Source organism: Thalassospira sp. A40-3, from assembly GCF_015871485.1.
Lineage (GTDB): Bacteria > Pseudomonadota > Alphaproteobacteria > Rhodospirillales > Thalassospiraceae > Thalassospira > Thalassospira tepidiphila.
Map to the genome: position 1 here is coordinate 1,895,881 of NZ_CP065428.1, position 17,791 is coordinate 1,913,671.

Sequence of the window (17,791 nt, forward strand, 5' to 3'; positions counted from 1 at the left end):
GACGTTTTTTCTGTTCTAATTCAAGGAAGCTTTTTCGATCAGCAGTTGTCGCCTATTCGGCAGCGGCCTTTTCTTCGTCGCGGACCGGGGCGCAGAACAAGTCATAAAGCGTACCAATGATGGTCGCCATTTCTGTATCGACAATGCGGTAATAGATCATGCGGCCTTCGCGGCGGGCCGAGACCAGACCATCAATGCGAAGCCGTGCCAGTTGCTGTGATACAACGGCCTGGGGCATGGACAGAATTTCTTCGAGATCGGATACCGACTTTTCGCCTTCCTGGAGGATGCAAAGGATCAGCAAGCGTGTCTCATGCGACAGCGCCTTGAGCATCTCGCTGGCCTTGCGCGCCTGCTTGAGGAGAGCTTCGGCTTCGGTCGAGTCCATGTTTTGCTTGAAACGTGGTAGGGCCATCGTTTGCTGTGCTCGTCGGTTAAAGGGCCAAAGCCGTTAGATGTCCGATTATACCAGACATCGAGGTCAATACACGATTGGATACTGTGCTTCAAACCGAATATACAGTTTTCCTAATCGTTCGGCAATTGCGAGAGCATCTCGTCAAGCATCGGCCAGAAAAAATGATCGCCGGGATAACCCCGCAGGCGGGCGACTTCCCGGTTGTTGCTGATTAACACGAATGTCGGTGTAACACGTTCACGCGCGATGTGATCAAGGTCTTCGGGCCATTCCTGAATATCAACACGGCGAAGAGGGGCCAGTTTGCCCTGATCGGTGTTGGGGTAGGCTTCGCCGATTTCCTGATGCCAGCGGACACACCATGCGCATCCCTTTTGTTCAAGCATCAGCAATTCGGTCGCCAATGCAGAGCCGATCCACATCTGTGATGCGAAAATCATGGCCAGAGTGAGCCGGAATACCCGGGAAATGTGCGGTTTTTTCATATGTCTGGATTCTACATAAAGTTATGATTGAATTATATATATGAAAAATACTATTCTTTGAATAGGCGCTGATAAACAAATTCCAAAATCAGATACCCACAGTGCCGGGAGGAACATGAATTGCTCGATATTGGTTTCGGCGCAGCCTTCCTTGCGGGGGTGTTGTCGTTCTTTACGCCATGTGTTTTGCCGATTGTGCCGCCATACCTTGCCTATCTGGCAGGGGTCAGTGTGGCGGATCTTGATGATCGCGCGGTCGCAAGTGCGAAGTCACGCCAGGTGTTCTTTACGGCATTGGCCTTTGTCGCGGGTTTCAGCACGATTTTCATCGCCCTTGGCGCGACGGCGAGCGTCATTGGTCAGTCACTGGCCAGCTATTTTGACATTTTATCGATCATTGCCGGGATCATGATTGCGGTCATGGGCCTCCATTTCATGGGGGTGTTCCGGATATCGCTTTTGTATCGCGATGCGCGGGTCAACGTTGCGAAAAAGCCGGCGGGTCTTGTCGGGGCCTATGTGATGGGGCTTGCCTTTGCCTTTGGCTGGACACCGTGTGTGGGGCCAGCATTGGCCGCAATCCTGTTTGTTGCCGGGGCGGAAAGCACGGCATTGCGCGGGGCTGGGTTGCTTGCGGTTTATTCGCTGGGAATCGGTTTGCCCTTTGCGCTGGCGGGGCTTTTCGCCGGGCAATTCGTTGGCTGGTCCCGAAAATTCAAACGACACATGCACACTGTTGAACGTGCGATGGGGATCTTGTTGGTGTTGACCGGTGTCTTGTTCATGACCGGGCAGATGTCGGCCATCGCCCAATGGTTGCTTGAAACTTTCCCTTCGCTTTCGACCCTCGGATAGGAGTTGCGTCATGAATATGCGTCATCTGCTGCGTGGAGTGCCTTTGGCGAAATATCTGCTCGCCGGTTTGCTGGTAATGAGTTGGTCACACGGATCGCACGCGGAAACCGTGGGCGAAGATGGTCTGCACAAGCAGGACTGGTTTTCGATCACATTTCGCGACATTGCCGACGATATCGCGGCCGCCCGGGATGAAAACAAGCGCCTCGTGATGATCTTTGAACAGCGTGGCTGCATCTATTGCGCCAAGATGCATACCGAACTGCTGAGCGATCCAGAGGTATCCGACTATATCAAGGAGAACTTCAAGGTCGTCCAATACAACATGTTTGGCGACGAAGAAGTGACTGATCTCGATGGCGACGTGCTGAGCGAGAAAACCGCCGCCCGCAAGTGGGGCTATGTCTTTACCCCGACCATCGTTTTTCTGCCTGAAGAAGCACCGGAAGACGGCAAAAATGCCGCCGAGGCCGCGGTTGCGACCATGCCCGGTGCGTTTGGCAAATGGACGTTCCTGAATATGTTTCGCTGGGTAAACGAGAAGGGTTACGAAACCGACGAGCACTTCCAGAAATATCATGCCCGCATCATTCAGAAGCTTCAGGAGGAGGGGCGATTAGGGCAGTAACAACCCCTTGCAATGTATGCATAATTAATAGTTCAGAACATGAAACATTAAAAATATCATATTTATGTGTTGAATTAAAAGTTGAGTTTGAATAACTTGAACTAAAGGCGCCGTCAGAGCCGCCAGATGTCAGACCGGGGATGTTCATATGCCACACAGAGGGCAGGGGCATCGTCACAGGAGGAACCACAACGCCATGTCTTGGAAACCAAGAACCTTTCTTGCGTGCCTGATCGTTGGCCTTCCGGCCCTTGCCGCAGCTGATGCACTCGCACCTGCCGATGTCAAATTCGATGACATGTCTGTATCCCAGTCATTGACCAGCCAGCCGGGAGACCCGGAAAACGGGCGTAAGGTCTTTGCCAATCGTAGCCTTGGCAACTGTCTGGCATGTCACGCTGTCAAAGATCAAAGCGACCAGCTGTTCCACGGCGAAGTCGGGCCGCCGCTTGATGGTGCTGCCGACCGCTGGAGCGAGGGCGAACTTCGCGCCATCGTGGCTGATGCCAAAGAAGTTTTCTCCGAAGAGACGGTTATGCCGGGTTTCTATTCGCTGAATGTCGGCATCAATGTCCGCGAAGATCTGGTCGGCAAAACAATCCTGACCGCGCAGGAAGTTGAAGATGTCGTGGCCTATTTGGCGACGCTCAAAGAATAACAACCACCGAGGAACCAAGATGAATCTCACACGACGCCAAATGCTTTGTGCATCGGTCGGTGCAGCTGCAGCCGGAGTGTTCGGCTTCTCGCTGTCCGCCTCTGCCACGCCGGAAGCCACAGCCGAAAGCATCAAAAACTTTGCCGGTGGTAAAGAGCCCGCGATGGGTGGTGACCTGACCCTGACGACGCCGGAAATTGCCGAAAACGGCAACACCGTGCCGATCGAGGTGTCTGTGGCAAGCCCGATGACGGATGACGATTACGTTGAGTCGGTTGTCATCTATGCCGAAGGCAACCCCAACCCGGATGTCGCTGTATTCCACTTCACGCCGATGAGCGGTGCAGCCGAGGCGAAAACCCGCATGCGTCTTGCGAAAACCCAGAATGTGGTTGCGGTCGCAAAGACCAGTAAGGGGCAGGTTTTCATGGATAAAAAAGAAGTCAAAGTGACCATCGGTGGTTGCGGCGGCTGATCGGATCGGGAGAAAGTCAAATGGACAATATCAAGCCGCGTGTAAAGGTGCCGAAATCCGCATCGGCTGGTGAGATCATCACCATCAAGACCCTGATCAACCATCCGATGGAATCAGGTTTGCGCAAGGGCAAGGATGGCAATCTCATCCCGCGCCAGATCATCAACAAGTTCACCTGTGAATTCAACGGCAAGCCCGTGTTTTCCTGTGAACTCGAGCCGGCAATTTCCGCCAACCCCTATATCGAGTTTTCCGCCAAGGTTAACGAGGCTGGAACATTCAAGTTCAGCTGGTTGGATGATGACGGTTCTGTCTACGAGACTGAAAACAAGATCGCCATAAAATGATTCGGGACGGGTCCTTGATCCAGGTGATCACGGGCCCGCCACTGCATCGGGAGGGAATGTCTTGAGAAACCAAATCATAGCCAAAGCTGCTGCGGTTGCCATGACCGCACTTGTCCCGGGGATTGCGTTTGCCGGTGGGCCGGTTGACGATGAACTCGTCATCGACGGCGAAATCCAGATGATCACCCGTGCAGCACCGCCAGAAGGTCACCCGCTTGACGAGGTGCTGTCAGGCTGGCTGTATCGAACCGAAGAAACGCGTCTTCTGGAAACCGATACCTTTGAAAATCCCGGAATGCTTGAAGTGCAGGACGGTGCGGATCTTTGGAATACGGTTGACGGAAGTGCCGGTAAATCCTGCGCATCCTGTCACGGGGATGCCGAGGAAAGCATGGCTGGTGTCGGGGCAAGCTTCCCGAAATGGGATGAAGCATCCAACCGCCCGATCAATGTGGAACTTCAGATCAACAAGTGCCGCACCGAAGAGATGGAGGCAGAGGCCTATAAGTTTGATGCGCCTGAGCAAAAGGCGTTGACCGCCTATGTCAAACATCAGTCTTTGGGCACGCCGGTCGCCATCGATCTTGCCGAAGGGCACATGCAGAGCTGGTGGGAGAAGGGCAACGAGCTTTATTACACCCGGACCGGGCAGCTCAATCTTTCCTGTGCATCTTGTCATGAACAGAACAATGGCAACTACATTCGCGCCGACCATCTCAGTCAGGGCAATGTCAACGGGTTCCCGACCTATCGCCTGAAGCAGGCCAGTCTGGTGTCACTGCATAACCGTTTTCGCGGTTGCATCCGTGATACCCGTGCGGAATTCCCGGCTGCATTTTCTGACGAACTGATGGCGCTTGAGGTCTATGTGACCTGGCGTGGCACCGGCTTGTCCGTCGAGACACCTGCAGTTCGCCAATAAGATTCAAAAGTTACTACAGGGGTGATTGGCTTATCCTCCCGGTTGCCCCGCCTTTCTTCCTTTAAATGCCTCGGCCGCGTTGCCGAACAGGTGAATATTGCCCGGAGGCCACCAATAAATGTTTTCGCGCCGTGAATTTTTGCAATGGGCAGCTGTGACCACCGCAGCGACCGGCTATATGGGTAGTTTGACCCGTGTGGCTGCCCAACAGCGTCTGACTCAGGACGATCTTTTGAAGTTTGACAGCAAAGGCAGCATTACGCTTTTGCACTTCACCGATGTTCATGCCCAGCTAAAGCCGGTCTATTTCCGCCCGCCATCAGAAAACTACGGTGTCGGGGCGTTTGAAGGCATTCCGCCGCATCTTGTTGGCGAGGAATTCCTGTCCCACTTCGGGATAAAGCGCGGCAGTCCGCTCGCCTATGCGCACACCATGGTCGATTATGTCGATATGGCGCGGACTTACGGACGGCTTGGCGGCCTTGATCGCACCGCGACGCTGGTCAAGGCGATCCGTGCGGAACGCGGGGATAGCAACGTTCTGTTCCTTGATGGTGGTGACACCTGGCAGGGGTCTTACACGTCGCTCAAGACCAATGGGCAGGACATGGTTGATTGCATGAAGCTGCTCAAGCCGGACGCGATGGTCGGGCACTGGGAATTCACCTTTGGCGAAGATCGGGTCAAGGAGATCGTTGATGATCTTGGTTATCCGTTCCTGGCCAGCAACGTTTTTGACACGGAATGGGATGAACCGGTTTTCGAACATACCGCGTTTTATGAAACCGGCGGGCACAAGGTCGCGGTGATCGGGCAGGCCATGCCCTATACCCCGATTGCCAATCCGCGCTGGATGATCCCGAACTGGTCGTTTGGTATTCGCCCGGAAGTCATTCAGGCCAATGTCGACGCCGCGCGCGAGGCCGGGGCCGCTGTGGTCGTCCTGTTGTCGCATAACGGATTTGACGTGGACCAGAAACTGGCGACCGTTGTGAACGGCATTGATGTCATCCTGACAGGCCATACCCACGACGCGGTGCCCGAGGCGATCAAGATCGGCAATACATTGCTTTTGTCATCGGGTTCACACGGCAAATATCTGGGGCGCGTTGATCTGGAAGTTAAAGATGGGCGCGTAACCGATTATAATTCAGCACTTATTCCGGTGTTCTCGGATGTAATCGATCCGGATCCGGAAATGGCCGCCAAGATTGACGAGGTCCGCGCACCTTATGAGGCGGAGTGCAATCGCGTCATCGGCAAGACATCAGGTCTGCTGTATCGCCGCGGTAATTTCAACGGGACATGGGATGACCTGATTTGTCAGGGCATCATGGAAGAACGAGATGCGGAACTGGCATTTAGCCCGGGATTCCGTTGGGGTACGACATTGCTTCCGGGTGACGATATCACCATCGATGATCTTTATAACCAGACCAGCATGAATTACCCGTCGGTTTATCGTCTGGAATTCACTGGCACGCAGATCAAGGAAATCCTCGAGGACGTTTGTGACAACCTGTTTAACAAGGATCCGTTCTTCCAACAGGGGGGTGACATGGTTCGTGTCGGTGGCATGGCCTATAGCTGCGCACCCAAGGAAAGCATCGGCAACCGTATCTCGAACATGACCATGATCAAGACTGGCGAGCCGATTGAAGCGGATCGCAGTTATGTCGTCGCCGGTTGGGCATCCGTCAACGAAGGCGTTGAAGGACCCGCGGTCTACGATCTGATGGAAAACTACATCACCCGTCACAAGGTCATTGATATTCCACGCAATGACACCGTGAAAGTGATTGGAATGAACTAGGCGAAATCACCTGGCCGGTTCCAATCACCGGGCAGGGCATTTTTCGCCTCAATATATATAAAATTTCGAATGTGTAGGGAGGGCACCAAGAGCCATGTCCAAACAACCTCAAAAAGATAAGAATTTTGTGCCAAGTCGGCGCAGCTTTCTTCAGGGTGGTTTAACAGCCGCTGGTGGGGCGGCGGTTGCCGCAATTGGTGGCGGTGCTGCGTTGGCGGCCGGAACCCCGGATCCGGCGATCACGGAACTCAAGGACTGGAACCAGTATTCCGGTCCGGGCGTGGATGCCGCACCCTATGGTGTGCCATCACCGTTTGAAGCCCATGTCGTGCGTCGCGATGTGCCATGGCTGACCGCCGATCCGATATCGTCGATCAACTTCACGCCGTTGCATGAACTTGACGGCATCATTACGCCAAATGGTCTTTGCTTTGAGCGTCATCACAGCGGGGTCGCCGAAGTGGACCCGGCTGAGCATCGCCTGATGATCAATGGTCTGGTCGACAAGCCGCTTGTCTTTACCATGCAGGATCTGATGCGCTTCCCGCGTGAAAACCGGGTCTACTTCCTTGAATGTGCGGCGAACTCTGGCATGGAGTGGCGTGGCGCGCAGCTTAACGGCTGCCAGTTTACCCACGGTATGCTGCATAACGTGATGTATACCGGCGTTCGCCTGCGGACACTTTTGGAAGAAGCCGGTGTTAAACCAGCCGGAAAATGGATCTTGGCCGAAGGTGCCGATGCATCGGGTATGGGTCGTTCGATCCCGATTGAAAAGGCGCTTGATGACTGCCTGGTTGCTTTCAAAATGAATGGCGAGGCCTTGCGTCCCGAACAAGGATATCCGGTGCGTCTGTGCGTCCCGGGTTGGGAAGGCAATATGTGGGTGAAATGGCTGCGCCGGATCGAGGTCGGCGATAAGCCATGGCAGCTCCGCGAAGAGACGTCGAAATACACCGATCTTATGCCTGATGGCCGAGCACGGCGCTTTACCTGGGCAATGGATGTCAAATCGGTCATCACCAATCCAAGCCCGCAGGCCCCCATCACCCATGGCCGCGGCCATACCATCATTACCGGTGTTGCATGGTCTGGCCATGGCAAGATCAAGCGCGTTGATGTGTCGATTGACGGTGGCCGCAACTGGCAGCATGCCCGAATTGATGGACCAAGCCTTAGCCGGTCGCTGCATCGTTTCTATTACGAATTCAACTGGGACGGATCGCCGCTTTATCTGCAATCGCGTGCCATTGACGAACAGGGTTACGTCCAGCCGACCAAGGACGCCCTGCGGGCGGCGCGTGGCGATAACTCCATCTATCACAATAATGGCATCCAGACCTGGTATCTGAAGTCGAACGGAGAGGCGGAAAATGTCGAAGTTTCTTAAGTTTACCGCAAGCATCGTTCTGCTTGGCGCAGCATGGGCAACCAGTGCCAACGCGCAAGATGCAGATGCAGGAGAGAAGGTTTTCCGCAAATGTGCTGCCTGTCACGCCGTGGGTGAAGGAGCCAAAAACAAGGTCGGACCAGAGCTCAATGAAATCTTTGGGCGTGTCGCAGGATCGCTTGAGGATTTCAAATATTCCAAGGCGATGACCAAGGCCGGCGAAGAAGGTTTGGTCTGGGACCACGACAGCCTGACTGAATATCTGGCGAAACCGCGCGACTATGTCAAAGGTACGAAGATGGCCTTTGCCGGCCTGAAAAAAGACGACGAGATCGCCAATGTGATCGCCTATCTGGCAACCTTCTCGGAAAGTGCAGAGCAAGCCGCAGCTGAACCTGATTCTGCGCCGGCAGCAGCACCTGTGGAAACCGCATCTACGGCGGAACCTGCTGTGAATGCGGCAGATGCAGTGATCCCTGAGCATGGTGTTTATCATCTTGGCCGCGAAGCACTGCCCGAAGAAGTTGCTGCGTGGGATATTGATGTGCGTCCGGACGGTGTCGGGCTACCTTTTGGCAGCGGTACGGTTGCAGATGGAGGCGTGCTCTATGATGAAAACTGCGCGGTGTGCCACGGTGTGTTTGGTGAAGGCGAGGGACGCTGGCCGGTATTGTCGGGGGGCTTTGATACCCTGACGGCGGATCGCCCGGTTAAGACCATCGGGTCCTATTGGCCGTTCGCTTCGACGATTTTTGACTATGTCCATCGGGCAATGCCGTTTGGCAATGCCCGGTCGCTGAGTGCGGATCAGACTTACGCAATTACAGCTTACCTGTTGTATTTGAACGACATTGTCACAGAAGAAGACTTTGAGTTATCCAATGAAACCTTTAGCGAGATTTCGTTGCCTAACGAAGAGAACTTCTATCCCGATGATCGTTTGGAAGAGGCAAATTTCGCGACCAATGTTGAACCCTGCATGGAAAACTGTGGCGATGGTCCGGCTGAGATCGTGATGCGCGCGCGTGTTCTCGATGTTACGCCGGACGGCGATGAAGAAAACGGTGCCGGGGGGATCGATTAATGCGTGACTGTCACCGGAAACATCATGAAACGGATGGTGGCAGGGCTTTGACGGCGCGCGTGTTTCGGGTGCTGGGCATTGATAAGATCTGGCTGTGTGTTGCGTTCGGGATCTTCTTGATCCCGAACTTTTCGTTTGCGGAGTCCGGTGCGGAGAAAACGACACCGGACATGCCATTGGGTGAGGCCATCGGACAGGTGTTGGCAATGCCAGGTGATGCAGATTATGGCGCTTATCTCGCGACAGAATGTTTGACGTGTCATCAGCGACAAGCTGCCAATCATGCGATCCCGGTGATCGACGGATTGCCGCGCGAGTATTTTGTCGAGGCGATGCTGGAATACAAATACCGCCTGCGCGACAATTCGGTGATGCAGGCAATCATGGCAAGCCTTGGTATGGAAGAATTGGCAGCGCTTGCGACCTATTTTTCGACCAAGGAGTAGAGGTTGGAGTTTATGAAACGTCGTTAATTAACGGATCAGGAACAAGAAAATGAGCAGTGTCACAAGGCGAACGTTCAACAAGTTTCTCGGCGCCGGTGCAGGTGCCATGGCAATGCCGGGCATTTTGCGTGCCCAAGGCCGCAAGAATGTCGTGATTGTTGGCGGCGGTGCAGGTGGGGCGACGGTGGCCCGTCATTTGGCGGAAAAGGCCGGTGGGGCAATCAACATCACCCTGATTGAGGATTCCGAGAAATACACGACCTGCTTCTTTTCCAACCTGTATCTGGGTGGCTATCGCGATTTTGCGTCGATCACGCATGGCTATGATCGTCTGATCAATGATTATGGCATTCGCAAAGTGACAGCCCGGGCAGAAGAAATTGATCGCACAGCCCAGCAGGTGCGCACATCAACCGGGGAAACCATCCCCTATGACCGGCTGGTCCTGTCACCGGGTATTGATCTGGTATTTGATAGTGTTCCGGGATATTCGGCGGAGCTGGCGGAAATTGCCCCCCATGCCTGGGAGGCGGGGCCACAGACACAATTACTTAAATCAAAAATCGATGGCCTTAAAAACGGTGATCAGGTGGTGATGGTAGCGCCACCCAATCCGTATCGCTGTCCGCCGGGCCCGTATGAACGTGTTTCCATGATCGCCCATACGCTTAAGGCACGCGGGCTCACTGACTGCACGATCGTTGTTCTTGATCCGAAAGAGAAATTCTCCAAACAGGGTCTGTTTGCAGAAGGGTGGGAGAAATACTATCCGGGCATGGTGGAATGGTATGGGCCCAATATCCATGGGGGGATCAAGAGTGTCGATGTCGAAGCCGGAACGGTAGAGACCGATTTTGATACCTTTAGCGGTGCGTTGCTCAACATCATTCCGGCACAGCAGGCCGGGAGCATTGCCATCAGTGCGGGGCTTTCGGATGACAGCGGTTTCTGCCCGGTGGATGCCGAAAGCATGCGGTCCAAACGCGATCAGAAAATCTTTGTCATCGGTGATGCGTCTATTGCAGGCGCCATGCCGAAGTCAGGATCTGCTGCCAACAGTCAGGCGAAAGTGGTGGTGATGCATCTGATGGCGGATCTGATGGATACGCGGGTCTTTCCAGCGCGTTATCTCAATACGTGCTGGAGCCTTGTCGAAACCAATGACGGAATCAAGGTCGGGGCGCAATATGGCAATGTTGACGGCGCGATCGCGAGCACATCATCCTTTATCAGCCAACCCGATGAAGGTGCCGATGTCCGCCGGCATACATTTGAGGAATCTGTTGCCTGGTATGACGGGATCACCAAGGACATGTTTGGCTAATCAGACGAGAGAAGCGTCCGAAACAGATTAATTTTGCCGTGCGGCTTTCTTTTGCATGTGGCGCTGAAACCACTTGGCAAGGAGTGGCGCCAGCAACACGATTTCGAAAATGCGCACGATATGGTGAAAGGCGACAAAACTCGGTTCGACATTGAGGGCCAGCGCAATCAATGACATTTCAGCAACGCCACCCGGCGCAAAGGCCAGCAATACGGCAATGAAATCAAGATCCAGCCATTGCGATACGAACCATGCAACCCCGCCCGTGAAGGCCAGGACAACAAAGGTTGCCAGCACCGAATAGCCCGCAAGACGGACAAGGACAGCGATCTTGACGCCCGAAAACCGACTGCCGATGGCAGAACCAAGGATCAACAGGCTTCCGGCTAGAAGCCAGTCGGGCAGGTTACCCTCGACGATGCCCGATACATGCAACACCATGCTAGCCGCCATCGCACCGGTCATATAGGCCGCCGGGATGCGCAGCTTGCGAAAGACCAGAACTGTGATGATCGCGCAACCGGCGGTCAAAAGACCTTCGTTCAGTGTCATTTGAACCGATTGGCTATCGCCATGGCCGTTTGCTACAACGCCGGTGATCATCAAAACAATCAGGGGTGCCGACATCACCAGCAGCAAAACACGCAAACCCTGCGTCAGGGCGATTTCCTGTTCATTGCCGCCAGCAGCCGCCCCAAGAACGACCATCGGTGTCAGGCCACCCGGTGTTGCGGAAAACAACGCTGTGGCCGGGTCAAGGCGGGCAATGCGGGAATAGAACCACGTGATCACGAATGTGATGATCGGAACATACAACAGAACCGCGATCATGCTGATCGGCCACTTTGCGGCCTGATCAAGGGTATCGGGGGTAAAGGATGCGCCTAGGAAAATACCAATAACGCCAAGGATGCCAGAGCGAAATTGCATCGGGACACCCATCGGCACGCGCAGCAGGCTTGCGACAAACGTGGCCAGCATCGGGCCCATCATCCAGGCCAGAGGCATATTGATGAAATGGGCGATCAAGCCGCCAATCAGGCCGATCCCCAAAGCAATCGACAGTTTTTTGAAAAACTGGGGTGTCAAAACACCGGAAAGTCGGTTGATCCAATGGGCGCCTGAGCGACCATCCGGTGTTTTCCTCATTATGCTTCGGCCTTGTTCTTCTCGATTTGTTCAAGGAAGCCATCGATTGCGTTACGCAGTTTGGTGGCCTCGTCATTCAATGTGCTGGTGGCGCGCGTTACGTTTGCCGAACCGTTATGGACGCGGGCTGTTTCGTTATCCAGCGCACCAACCGCCTCGGCCACGGTCCGCATACCACCATTAGCATCCTGAATGCTGTCAGAAATACCGGCTGTGGAGGCCTGTTGTTCTTCAACGGCAGCAGCGATGGCAGCGGCCGACTGGTCCACCTCGCCGATAACATCGGCAACACCGTGCAAGGCATTGACCACGTTATCGGTAAGGCCACGAATTTCTTCGACCTGACTTGCGATATCTTCGGTTGCGCGTGCAGTCTGGGAGGCAAGGTTTTTGACTTCGCCCGCGACCACGGCAAAGCCCTTACCGGCGTCACCGGCGCGTGCGGCCTCAATGGTGGCGTTCAGGGCAAGCAGGTTGGTCTGGTTGGCGATGTCTTCGATCAGGCTGACGATATCACCGATCCGTTGGGTGGCGTTGGTCAGCTGTTCAAACAGGGCACGTGACTGTTCGCTTTCGGAACGTGCACGTCCGGCAACCTCAGCCGAGTTCTGGGCCTGTTGGCCGATTTCAGCAATGGCTTCGGACAAACTTGCCGTCGTTTGGGAAACAGCTTCGATGTGATGAAGAACCTGCTCGGAATGCTGGTTTGCGTCGGCGGACCGTGCGCTGGCAAGGGTTGCGATCTGTTCCATGTCGCTGGCAGATCCGTTGAGCGAGCTGAATTCCTGATCAAAGCCGGAAAGGGCTTCCTGAACGACGCGCTGGAAATGGTTGGTGGCGTCGATCAGGTTTTGCTGGCGCTGTCTTTCAAGGCCACGCACGCGTTCGCGTTCCTGACGCAGGACTTCTGCCTCCTTGGACTGATCCCGCAGTACCATGACAGAGCGCGCGACCTTGCCGATCTCATCAGCGCGTTGTCCGCCGCGAACACTCACATCAAGATCACCATTGGAAATTTGTTCGATCAATTCGGCAAGGTCGGTCATGGGTCGTGAAATGCGCCGGGAGACAAAGACCGACACAACAACCGCAACAACCACAACAATCAGTGCAACGATGACAAAGACACGCTGCAGGGCTTCGGCCTGCGCATAGGCATCGGCAAACGATGTGGTGGCAATTTCATGTGATTGGGCAAGGATATCGTTAAGCGGTGCCTGAAGGGCCTGGAAGGTTTCATCAGCCTGGGCAATGACTTCCAGCGCGCCATAGATGTTCATTTCGCTTTCAACAAGGAACTGGTTCACCTGTTCCATGTATTTCGCATAGTTCTCGGTAAAGGCATCACCACCCACAGCGGCAAGACGCTGGGCAAGGGGGGCTAGTTCTTCTTCGAGTTTGGCGACCTGTTCGCGAAGATCGGGCACAACAGCAGCATTAATGCCGTTGGAGTCCCAGGTCAGAATACGAAACAGCGATCCGTGCGCCTCGTTCAGGGCGTTGCTGAGTGTTAGCGCATCGGATCGCCGTTCATAGGCTTCAACGCGAAGGCTGGTAAGGGTGTCTTTTTCGCTTTCAAGGGTTGCCACAGTGGCAATCCCCATGGCGACAATAACGATCATCAGGAAGACCGGAACCAAAAGGGTTTTGGGACCAATCGACAGATTATCAAGAAACCGCATTACCAATATCCTTCACGTCGCTCAGAGGCAGATCTTAGAGTTCACCATCATTGGGAAGCGCTGATTTGCGGTTTGCCAACCAGCTGCGCAGATTGCCGATCAACGGGGCTGCAAGGAACAGAATGCTGATCAACAGGATCACAAGCGTGATCGGGCGTTCCCAAAGGAACGAAATGGAACCGTCGCTAATGGCCAGTGCACGACGGAGGTTTTCCTCCATCATCTTGCCAAGAATGAAGCCAAGCAGCATCGGCGCCATCGGATAGTTCAAAAGACGCAGGCCGATCGCGATTGCAGCTGCAATCACCATCATGTGGATGTCCATGGTGTTAAAGGTCACCAGATAGACACCAACCAGCGAGAAGAACAGAACGAACGGAACAAGAAGCTGCTGGGGCAGGGCCAAAAGACGCGAGATATACGGGATCAGCGGCAGGTTCAGAACCAGCAGGACAATATTGCCGATATACATCGAAATGATCACGGACCAGAACACGTCAGGCTGTTCAACAAACAGACGCGGACCCGGCTGAACGCCATAGGAAATCAGCGCGCCCATCATCACAGCCGTGGTGCCCGAACCCGGAATACCAAGGGTCAGAAGTGGTACGAAGGAACCAGAACACGCAGCGTTGTTTGCGGTTTCCGGCGCCGCCAGACCACGAATGGAGCCCTTGCCAAAGCCGAGCTTTTCCTTGGCCGAGGCAATATTGCGTTCCATGCCGTATGCAAGGAAGGATGCAATCGTTGCACCGGCACCCGGCAGAACGCCGGTGAAGAAGCCAAGAACCGAGGAACGGCCAATGACCGGGATCATGATCTTGACTTCTTCCTTCGACAGCTTCATCGAGCCCAGGCTTTTAAGGGCCTTTTCTTCCTCGGACCGGGTGTCTTTGGTCGGACGCAGGATCGAGAGCAGGGCCTCGGAAAGGGCAAAGGTCGACATGGCGAGCAAAAGGAAGCTGATGCCGTCGACAAGATCCATGCTGCCAAAGGTAAAGCGGGCAACGCCAGCCGCCGGGTCGGTCCCGATGGTCGAAAGCATGATCCCGAACAGGGTCATGGTAATCGCCTTAAGAACCTGTCCCTTGCCAGCAAAGGCAGACACAGCCGTCAGGCCAAGCACCATCAATGCGAAATAGTCACCCGACTGGAACGACAACGAAACTGATGCCAGTGCCGGTGCGGCGACCAGCAGGAAGATTGCAGCAATCGTACCGCCAGAGAAGGACGAGTAGGCGGCAATGGCCAATGCCTTGCCAGCCTGGCCCTTTTGGGCCATCGGGTAACCGTCAAAGGCGGTCGCAACCGTTCCGGCAACACCCGGCGCGTTGATCAGAATAGAAGATGTCGAGCCACCAAAGATTGCCCCGTAATACACGCCCGCCATCAGAATAAGGCCGGTGGACGGATCAAACCCGTAGGTGATCGGGATCATCAGGGCAATGGCAGTGATTGGGCCAAGACCGGGAAGCATCCCGATAAAGGTGCCTGCGAAACAGCCGACCGCAACCATCAGAAGGTTGATCGGCATGACAGCGGTCGAAAGACCGGAGAAAATTCCCTCAAGCATCGTTTGACATCCAACCGAGATAATAGAAGAAATCGCCCGGGGTCAGGTAGATGCCCATGGCATAGAGCAAGCCCCAGAAAGCAAGCGTGACACCGACAGCCGTCAGGATCAGAACCAGCGGACGGCGTTCGCCAAGCGTATAGAAACCGCCCATAAGGAAGAGCGATGTTGAAATCGGGAAGCCCAGCTGGCGGATGGTCAGGCCATAAAACACCATCAGTGCCGCCAGGATAACAACGCGTTTCCACTTAAGACCGCGGAAAGCGTGTTCGAGACTGCCGGCCTCTCTGTTGGTCGGCAGTATCAGTTGGATGAAGGAAACCACACCAAGCAACCATGCAAGGGCGTTAGGGAGGGTTCTGGCATTGAACGGGGCATCCTCGTCGCCAAACAGCAGCGGGATGTCATCGACATAGAAGCCATATATCAGCGCAAGGCAAAGAAATAGCAGCGCGCCGAATTTGTCGCGATTGATGGACATGGCGTGGTTTCCTTCGGAGGTCTTTTTACTTGTGTATTAACGGCTTATTTCAGGAAGCCAAGGTCGCGCATCAGGTCGCCAACGACCTTTTCCTGATTTTCCATGAAGGCAGAAAACTCAGCACGCGGCTTATAGATTTTTTCCCAGCCATTGCGGGTACGAACGGTTTCCCATTCCGGGGTTGCCTGAACGTCCTTGAGGATCGCAGCATAGGCATCCGCTTTGTCAGCTGACAGAGAAGGCGAACCGAAGTAACCGCGCCAGTTGACGAATTCAGCATCAATGCCGAGTTCACCGAGCGACGGAACGTCCGGAGCAGCTTCAACGCGTTCTTTCGAGGTTACAGCCAGAATGCGAACCTGACCTGCCTTGGCAAGTTCAAGCAGCTCACCCAGACCGGTCGACAGAACTTCGGTTTCACCCGACAGAAGGCCAGCGATTGCTTTGCCGCCTGCGTCATACGGAATGTATTTTACCTGTTTGGCATCGCCGCCGCCCTGCTGAACAGCATAGGCTGCAACGATGTGGTCCATACCGCCACGGACCGAACCGCCACCGAACTTGACCGAAGACGGATCAGCTTTGACCGCGTCAACAACGTCGGTGAAGGACTGATACGGGCTGTCGGCCGGAACAGCGAATGCTGCGTATTCAGCAACAACGGCTGCAATCGGGGTCAGGTCGCGGAACGACTGCGGGAAGACACCGGTCAGCGAACGCACGATGATCGGGGTGGAGTTGACCATCAGGGTGTTGTCAAGACGATCAGCAGCTTCGATCATGTAGGCGATCGCTTTACCGCCGCCGCCGCCAGACATGTTTTCGTAAGATGCGGTGCCAACCAGACCCGATTTGGTCAGGGCTTCACCGGTACCACGTGCCGTGCCATCCCAGCCGCCGCCTGCGCCGCCTGGAATGACGAAGTGAATTTCGTCGATTTCTGCAGCTTTGGCATCCATTGCACCAAATGCAGCAGTCGAAACAGCAACAGCCGTGGCTGCTGCGATAAATCCGCGACGCGAGAACATCGACAGTTTGTTCATCAGGGTCTCCTCCAGACACTAAAGCAATTTCCCAGCCACCCGAATAGTGGCAAGCCGATCAATGGAACAAAACGCCAGCAAGGGGAGTCCGAACACCGCTTTCAGAGGCATGAATGCCCACCTGACCCCGGAAATTGACCTGACCTCCCTTGCCGAATTTTCTTCTTGTTTGTTCCGGGGCCAATTTATGACTCACGGATCGGCAGTGGCGGGACGGTAACAGCCAAACCTGTCACCAACCTGTCATTGGCAAAAAATGGGTGAAAAAAGTTCATATGATTTATGCGTTAACGGCAAAGATGGGCGGCAGTTTGTAATCATGAAGACATGCGTTTACCGCAATCCGCTGCACGTGATTGCAGCGAAGCCAGGCATTTGAGACGCTTTTCCGGGGTGAACCGACTGATCGGACCGGAAAGGGCAAGTGCACCGAGCAGGTGGTTCTGGCGATCCAGTACCGGTACGGCAATCGCCGAAACATCCGGATCACGTTCACCTTCGCTCAGGGCAAACCTGTCTTCGAGGACCTGTAACGAACGGTCATCGACGCCATCGCCCCAGGCGCGGATGACGTGGCCAGCAGCCCCTAATTCACAAGGAAGAATAGCGCCTTCTTCAAGATGATGACGCAGGCTGCTTGGGGAGTTTTCGCGAAACAGGCACAGGCGATTGGCGCCTTCGGGCACGTAAAAGGACGCGGTTTCACCGCTTTCTGAAACAAGGATCGAAAGGTGTGGGCGGACGATATCGTCCATGCCGTATGATCGCCGGTAAATGGAGCCAAGACGCCAAAGTGCCGGGCCGAGGCGATAGCGGCCACGACCGGAAATCATCAAAAAACCACAAGACTCCAACGTTCCCGCCAGTCTCGAGATGGTGCTTTTATACATTCCGGTACGCTCGGACAGATCCTTGAGCGACAGGTCATGGTCCTGATCGGTGAAGGCATCAAGAATTCCCAAGGCGCGCTCAACCGCTGTAACGTTTTGTTCTGACATGGTTAAATCCGTCTCGTGCT

The 17,791-nt window shown here is 54.7% G+C and carries 19 protein-coding genes; 11 read left to right on the forward strand and 8 right to left on the reverse strand.

Features of this window, described 5'->3' with window-relative positions:
* Window positions 1-52: 52 nt before the first annotated feature.
* Together IT893_RS08550 and IT893_RS08555 are read right to left on the reverse strand one after the other, a co-directional pair.
* Window positions 53-415: a helix-turn-helix transcriptional regulator gene (locus tag IT893_RS08550; RefSeq protein WP_040823953.1), complete on the reverse strand. Its 363-nt coding sequence runs from the start codon at window positions 413-415 to the stop codon at window positions 53-55.
* A gap of 113 nt (window positions 416-528) precedes the next feature.
* The gene (locus IT893_RS08555) at window positions 529-903 is read right to left on the reverse strand and encodes a transcriptional regulator (protein ID WP_197147454.1); all 375 of its coding nucleotides are present in this window, start codon (window positions 901-903) and stop codon (window positions 529-531) included.
* A gap of 120 nt (window positions 904-1,023) precedes the next feature.
* Here IT893_RS08555 and IT893_RS08560 point away from each other — a divergent pair, with 120 nt between their 5' ends.
* From IT893_RS08560 to IT893_RS08610, 11 genes are all read left to right on the forward strand, one after another.
* Complete coding sequence (locus tag IT893_RS08560) at window positions 1,024-1,758, forward strand: cytochrome c biogenesis CcdA family protein (RefSeq protein ID WP_197147455.1); 735 nt, start codon at window positions 1,024-1,026, stop codon at window positions 1,756-1,758.
* Between the two features lie 10 nt (window positions 1,759-1,768).
* Window positions 1,769-2,386: a thioredoxin family protein gene (locus IT893_RS08565; protein ID WP_197147456.1), complete on the forward strand. Its 618-nt coding sequence runs from the start codon at window positions 1,769-1,771 to the stop codon at window positions 2,384-2,386.
* A gap of 196 nt (window positions 2,387-2,582) precedes the next feature.
* Window positions 2,583-3,044, forward strand: coding sequence for a sulfur oxidation c-type cytochrome SoxX (soxX, locus tag IT893_RS08570; RefSeq protein ID WP_064781412.1), 462 nt, complete (start codon window positions 2,583-2,585; stop codon window positions 3,042-3,044).
* A 19-nt stretch (window positions 3,045-3,063) separates the two neighbouring features.
* Window positions 3,064-3,519, forward strand: a complete 456-nt coding sequence (gene soxY / locus IT893_RS08575; protein WP_008891065.1) for a thiosulfate oxidation carrier protein SoxY — start codon at window positions 3,064-3,066, stop codon at window positions 3,517-3,519.
* Window positions 3,520-3,539: 20 nt separating this feature from the next.
* Window positions 3,540-3,866, forward strand: a complete 327-nt coding sequence (gene soxZ, locus IT893_RS08580) for a thiosulfate oxidation carrier complex protein SoxZ (RefSeq protein ID WP_063089497.1) — start codon at window positions 3,540-3,542, stop codon at window positions 3,864-3,866.
* A 61-nt stretch (window positions 3,867-3,927) separates the two neighbouring features.
* Entirely contained in the window at window positions 3,928-4,788 is an 861-nt protein-coding gene (gene soxA, locus IT893_RS08585; RefSeq protein WP_197147457.1) for a sulfur oxidation c-type cytochrome SoxA, read from the forward strand.
* Between the two features lie 118 nt (window positions 4,789-4,906).
* Window positions 4,907-6,601, forward strand: a complete 1,695-nt coding sequence (soxB, locus tag IT893_RS08590) for a thiosulfohydrolase SoxB (RefSeq protein WP_197147458.1) — start codon at window positions 4,907-4,909, stop codon at window positions 6,599-6,601.
* Window positions 6,602-6,728: 127 nt separating this feature from the next.
* Window positions 6,729-7,991, forward strand: a complete 1,263-nt coding sequence (soxC, locus tag IT893_RS08595; RefSeq protein ID WP_040824043.1) for a sulfite dehydrogenase — start codon at window positions 6,729-6,731, stop codon at window positions 7,989-7,991.
* On the forward strand, window positions 7,975-9,075 hold the full coding sequence (locus IT893_RS08600) for a c-type cytochrome (RefSeq protein WP_064781410.1): 1,101 nt from the start codon (window positions 7,975-7,977) through the stop codon (window positions 9,073-9,075). The genes soxC and IT893_RS08600 overlap by 17 nt, the downstream gene beginning before the upstream one ends.
* On the forward strand, window positions 9,075-9,521 hold the full coding sequence (locus IT893_RS08605) for a hypothetical protein (RefSeq protein ID WP_064781409.1): 447 nt from the start codon (window positions 9,075-9,077) through the stop codon (window positions 9,519-9,521). Before IT893_RS08600 ends, IT893_RS08605 begins: the two co-directional genes overlap by 1 nt.
* 49 nt (window positions 9,522-9,570) lie before the next feature.
* Entirely contained in the window at window positions 9,571-10,845 is a 1,275-nt protein-coding gene (locus IT893_RS08610; protein ID WP_197147459.1) for an NAD(P)/FAD-dependent oxidoreductase, read from the forward strand.
* Window positions 10,846-10,872: 27 nt separating this feature from the next.
* Here the strand turns inward: IT893_RS08610 and IT893_RS08615 are convergent, their stop codons facing one another.
* The 6 genes from IT893_RS08615 to IT893_RS08640 form a co-directional block, all read right to left on the reverse strand.
* Window positions 10,873-11,994 (reverse strand): AbrB family transcriptional regulator, encoded by a 1,122-nt coding sequence (locus tag IT893_RS08615; RefSeq protein ID WP_064781407.1) that lies wholly within the window; start codon window positions 11,992-11,994, stop codon window positions 10,873-10,875.
* Window positions 11,994-13,676 (reverse strand): methyl-accepting chemotaxis protein, encoded by a 1,683-nt coding sequence (locus IT893_RS08620; RefSeq protein ID WP_008891056.1) that lies wholly within the window; start codon window positions 13,674-13,676, stop codon window positions 11,994-11,996. Before IT893_RS08620 ends, IT893_RS08615 begins: the two co-directional genes overlap by 1 nt.
* Window positions 13,677-13,710: 34 nt before the next feature.
* Window positions 13,711-15,249, reverse strand: a complete 1,539-nt coding sequence (locus IT893_RS08625; RefSeq protein ID WP_008891055.1) for a tripartite tricarboxylate transporter permease — start codon at window positions 15,247-15,249, stop codon at window positions 13,711-13,713.
* The gene (locus tag IT893_RS08630; RefSeq protein WP_064781406.1) at window positions 15,242-15,730 is read right to left on the reverse strand and encodes a tripartite tricarboxylate transporter TctB family protein; all 489 of its coding nucleotides are present in this window, start codon (window positions 15,728-15,730) and stop codon (window positions 15,242-15,244) included. The genes IT893_RS08625 and IT893_RS08630 overlap by 8 nt, the downstream gene beginning before the upstream one ends.
* A 44-nt stretch (window positions 15,731-15,774) precedes the next feature.
* On the reverse strand, window positions 15,775-16,773 hold the full coding sequence (locus tag IT893_RS08635) for a tripartite tricarboxylate transporter substrate binding protein (RefSeq protein WP_197147460.1): 999 nt from the start codon (window positions 16,771-16,773) through the stop codon (window positions 15,775-15,777).
* A 317-nt stretch (window positions 16,774-17,090) separates the two neighbouring features.
* Window positions 17,091-17,771 carry an IclR family transcriptional regulator gene (locus tag IT893_RS08640; protein ID WP_197147461.1) on the reverse strand — a complete coding sequence of 227 codons (681 nt, stop codon included), beginning with the start codon at window positions 17,769-17,771 and terminating at the stop codon, window positions 17,091-17,093.
* Window positions 17,772-17,791 lie beyond the last annotated feature (20 nt).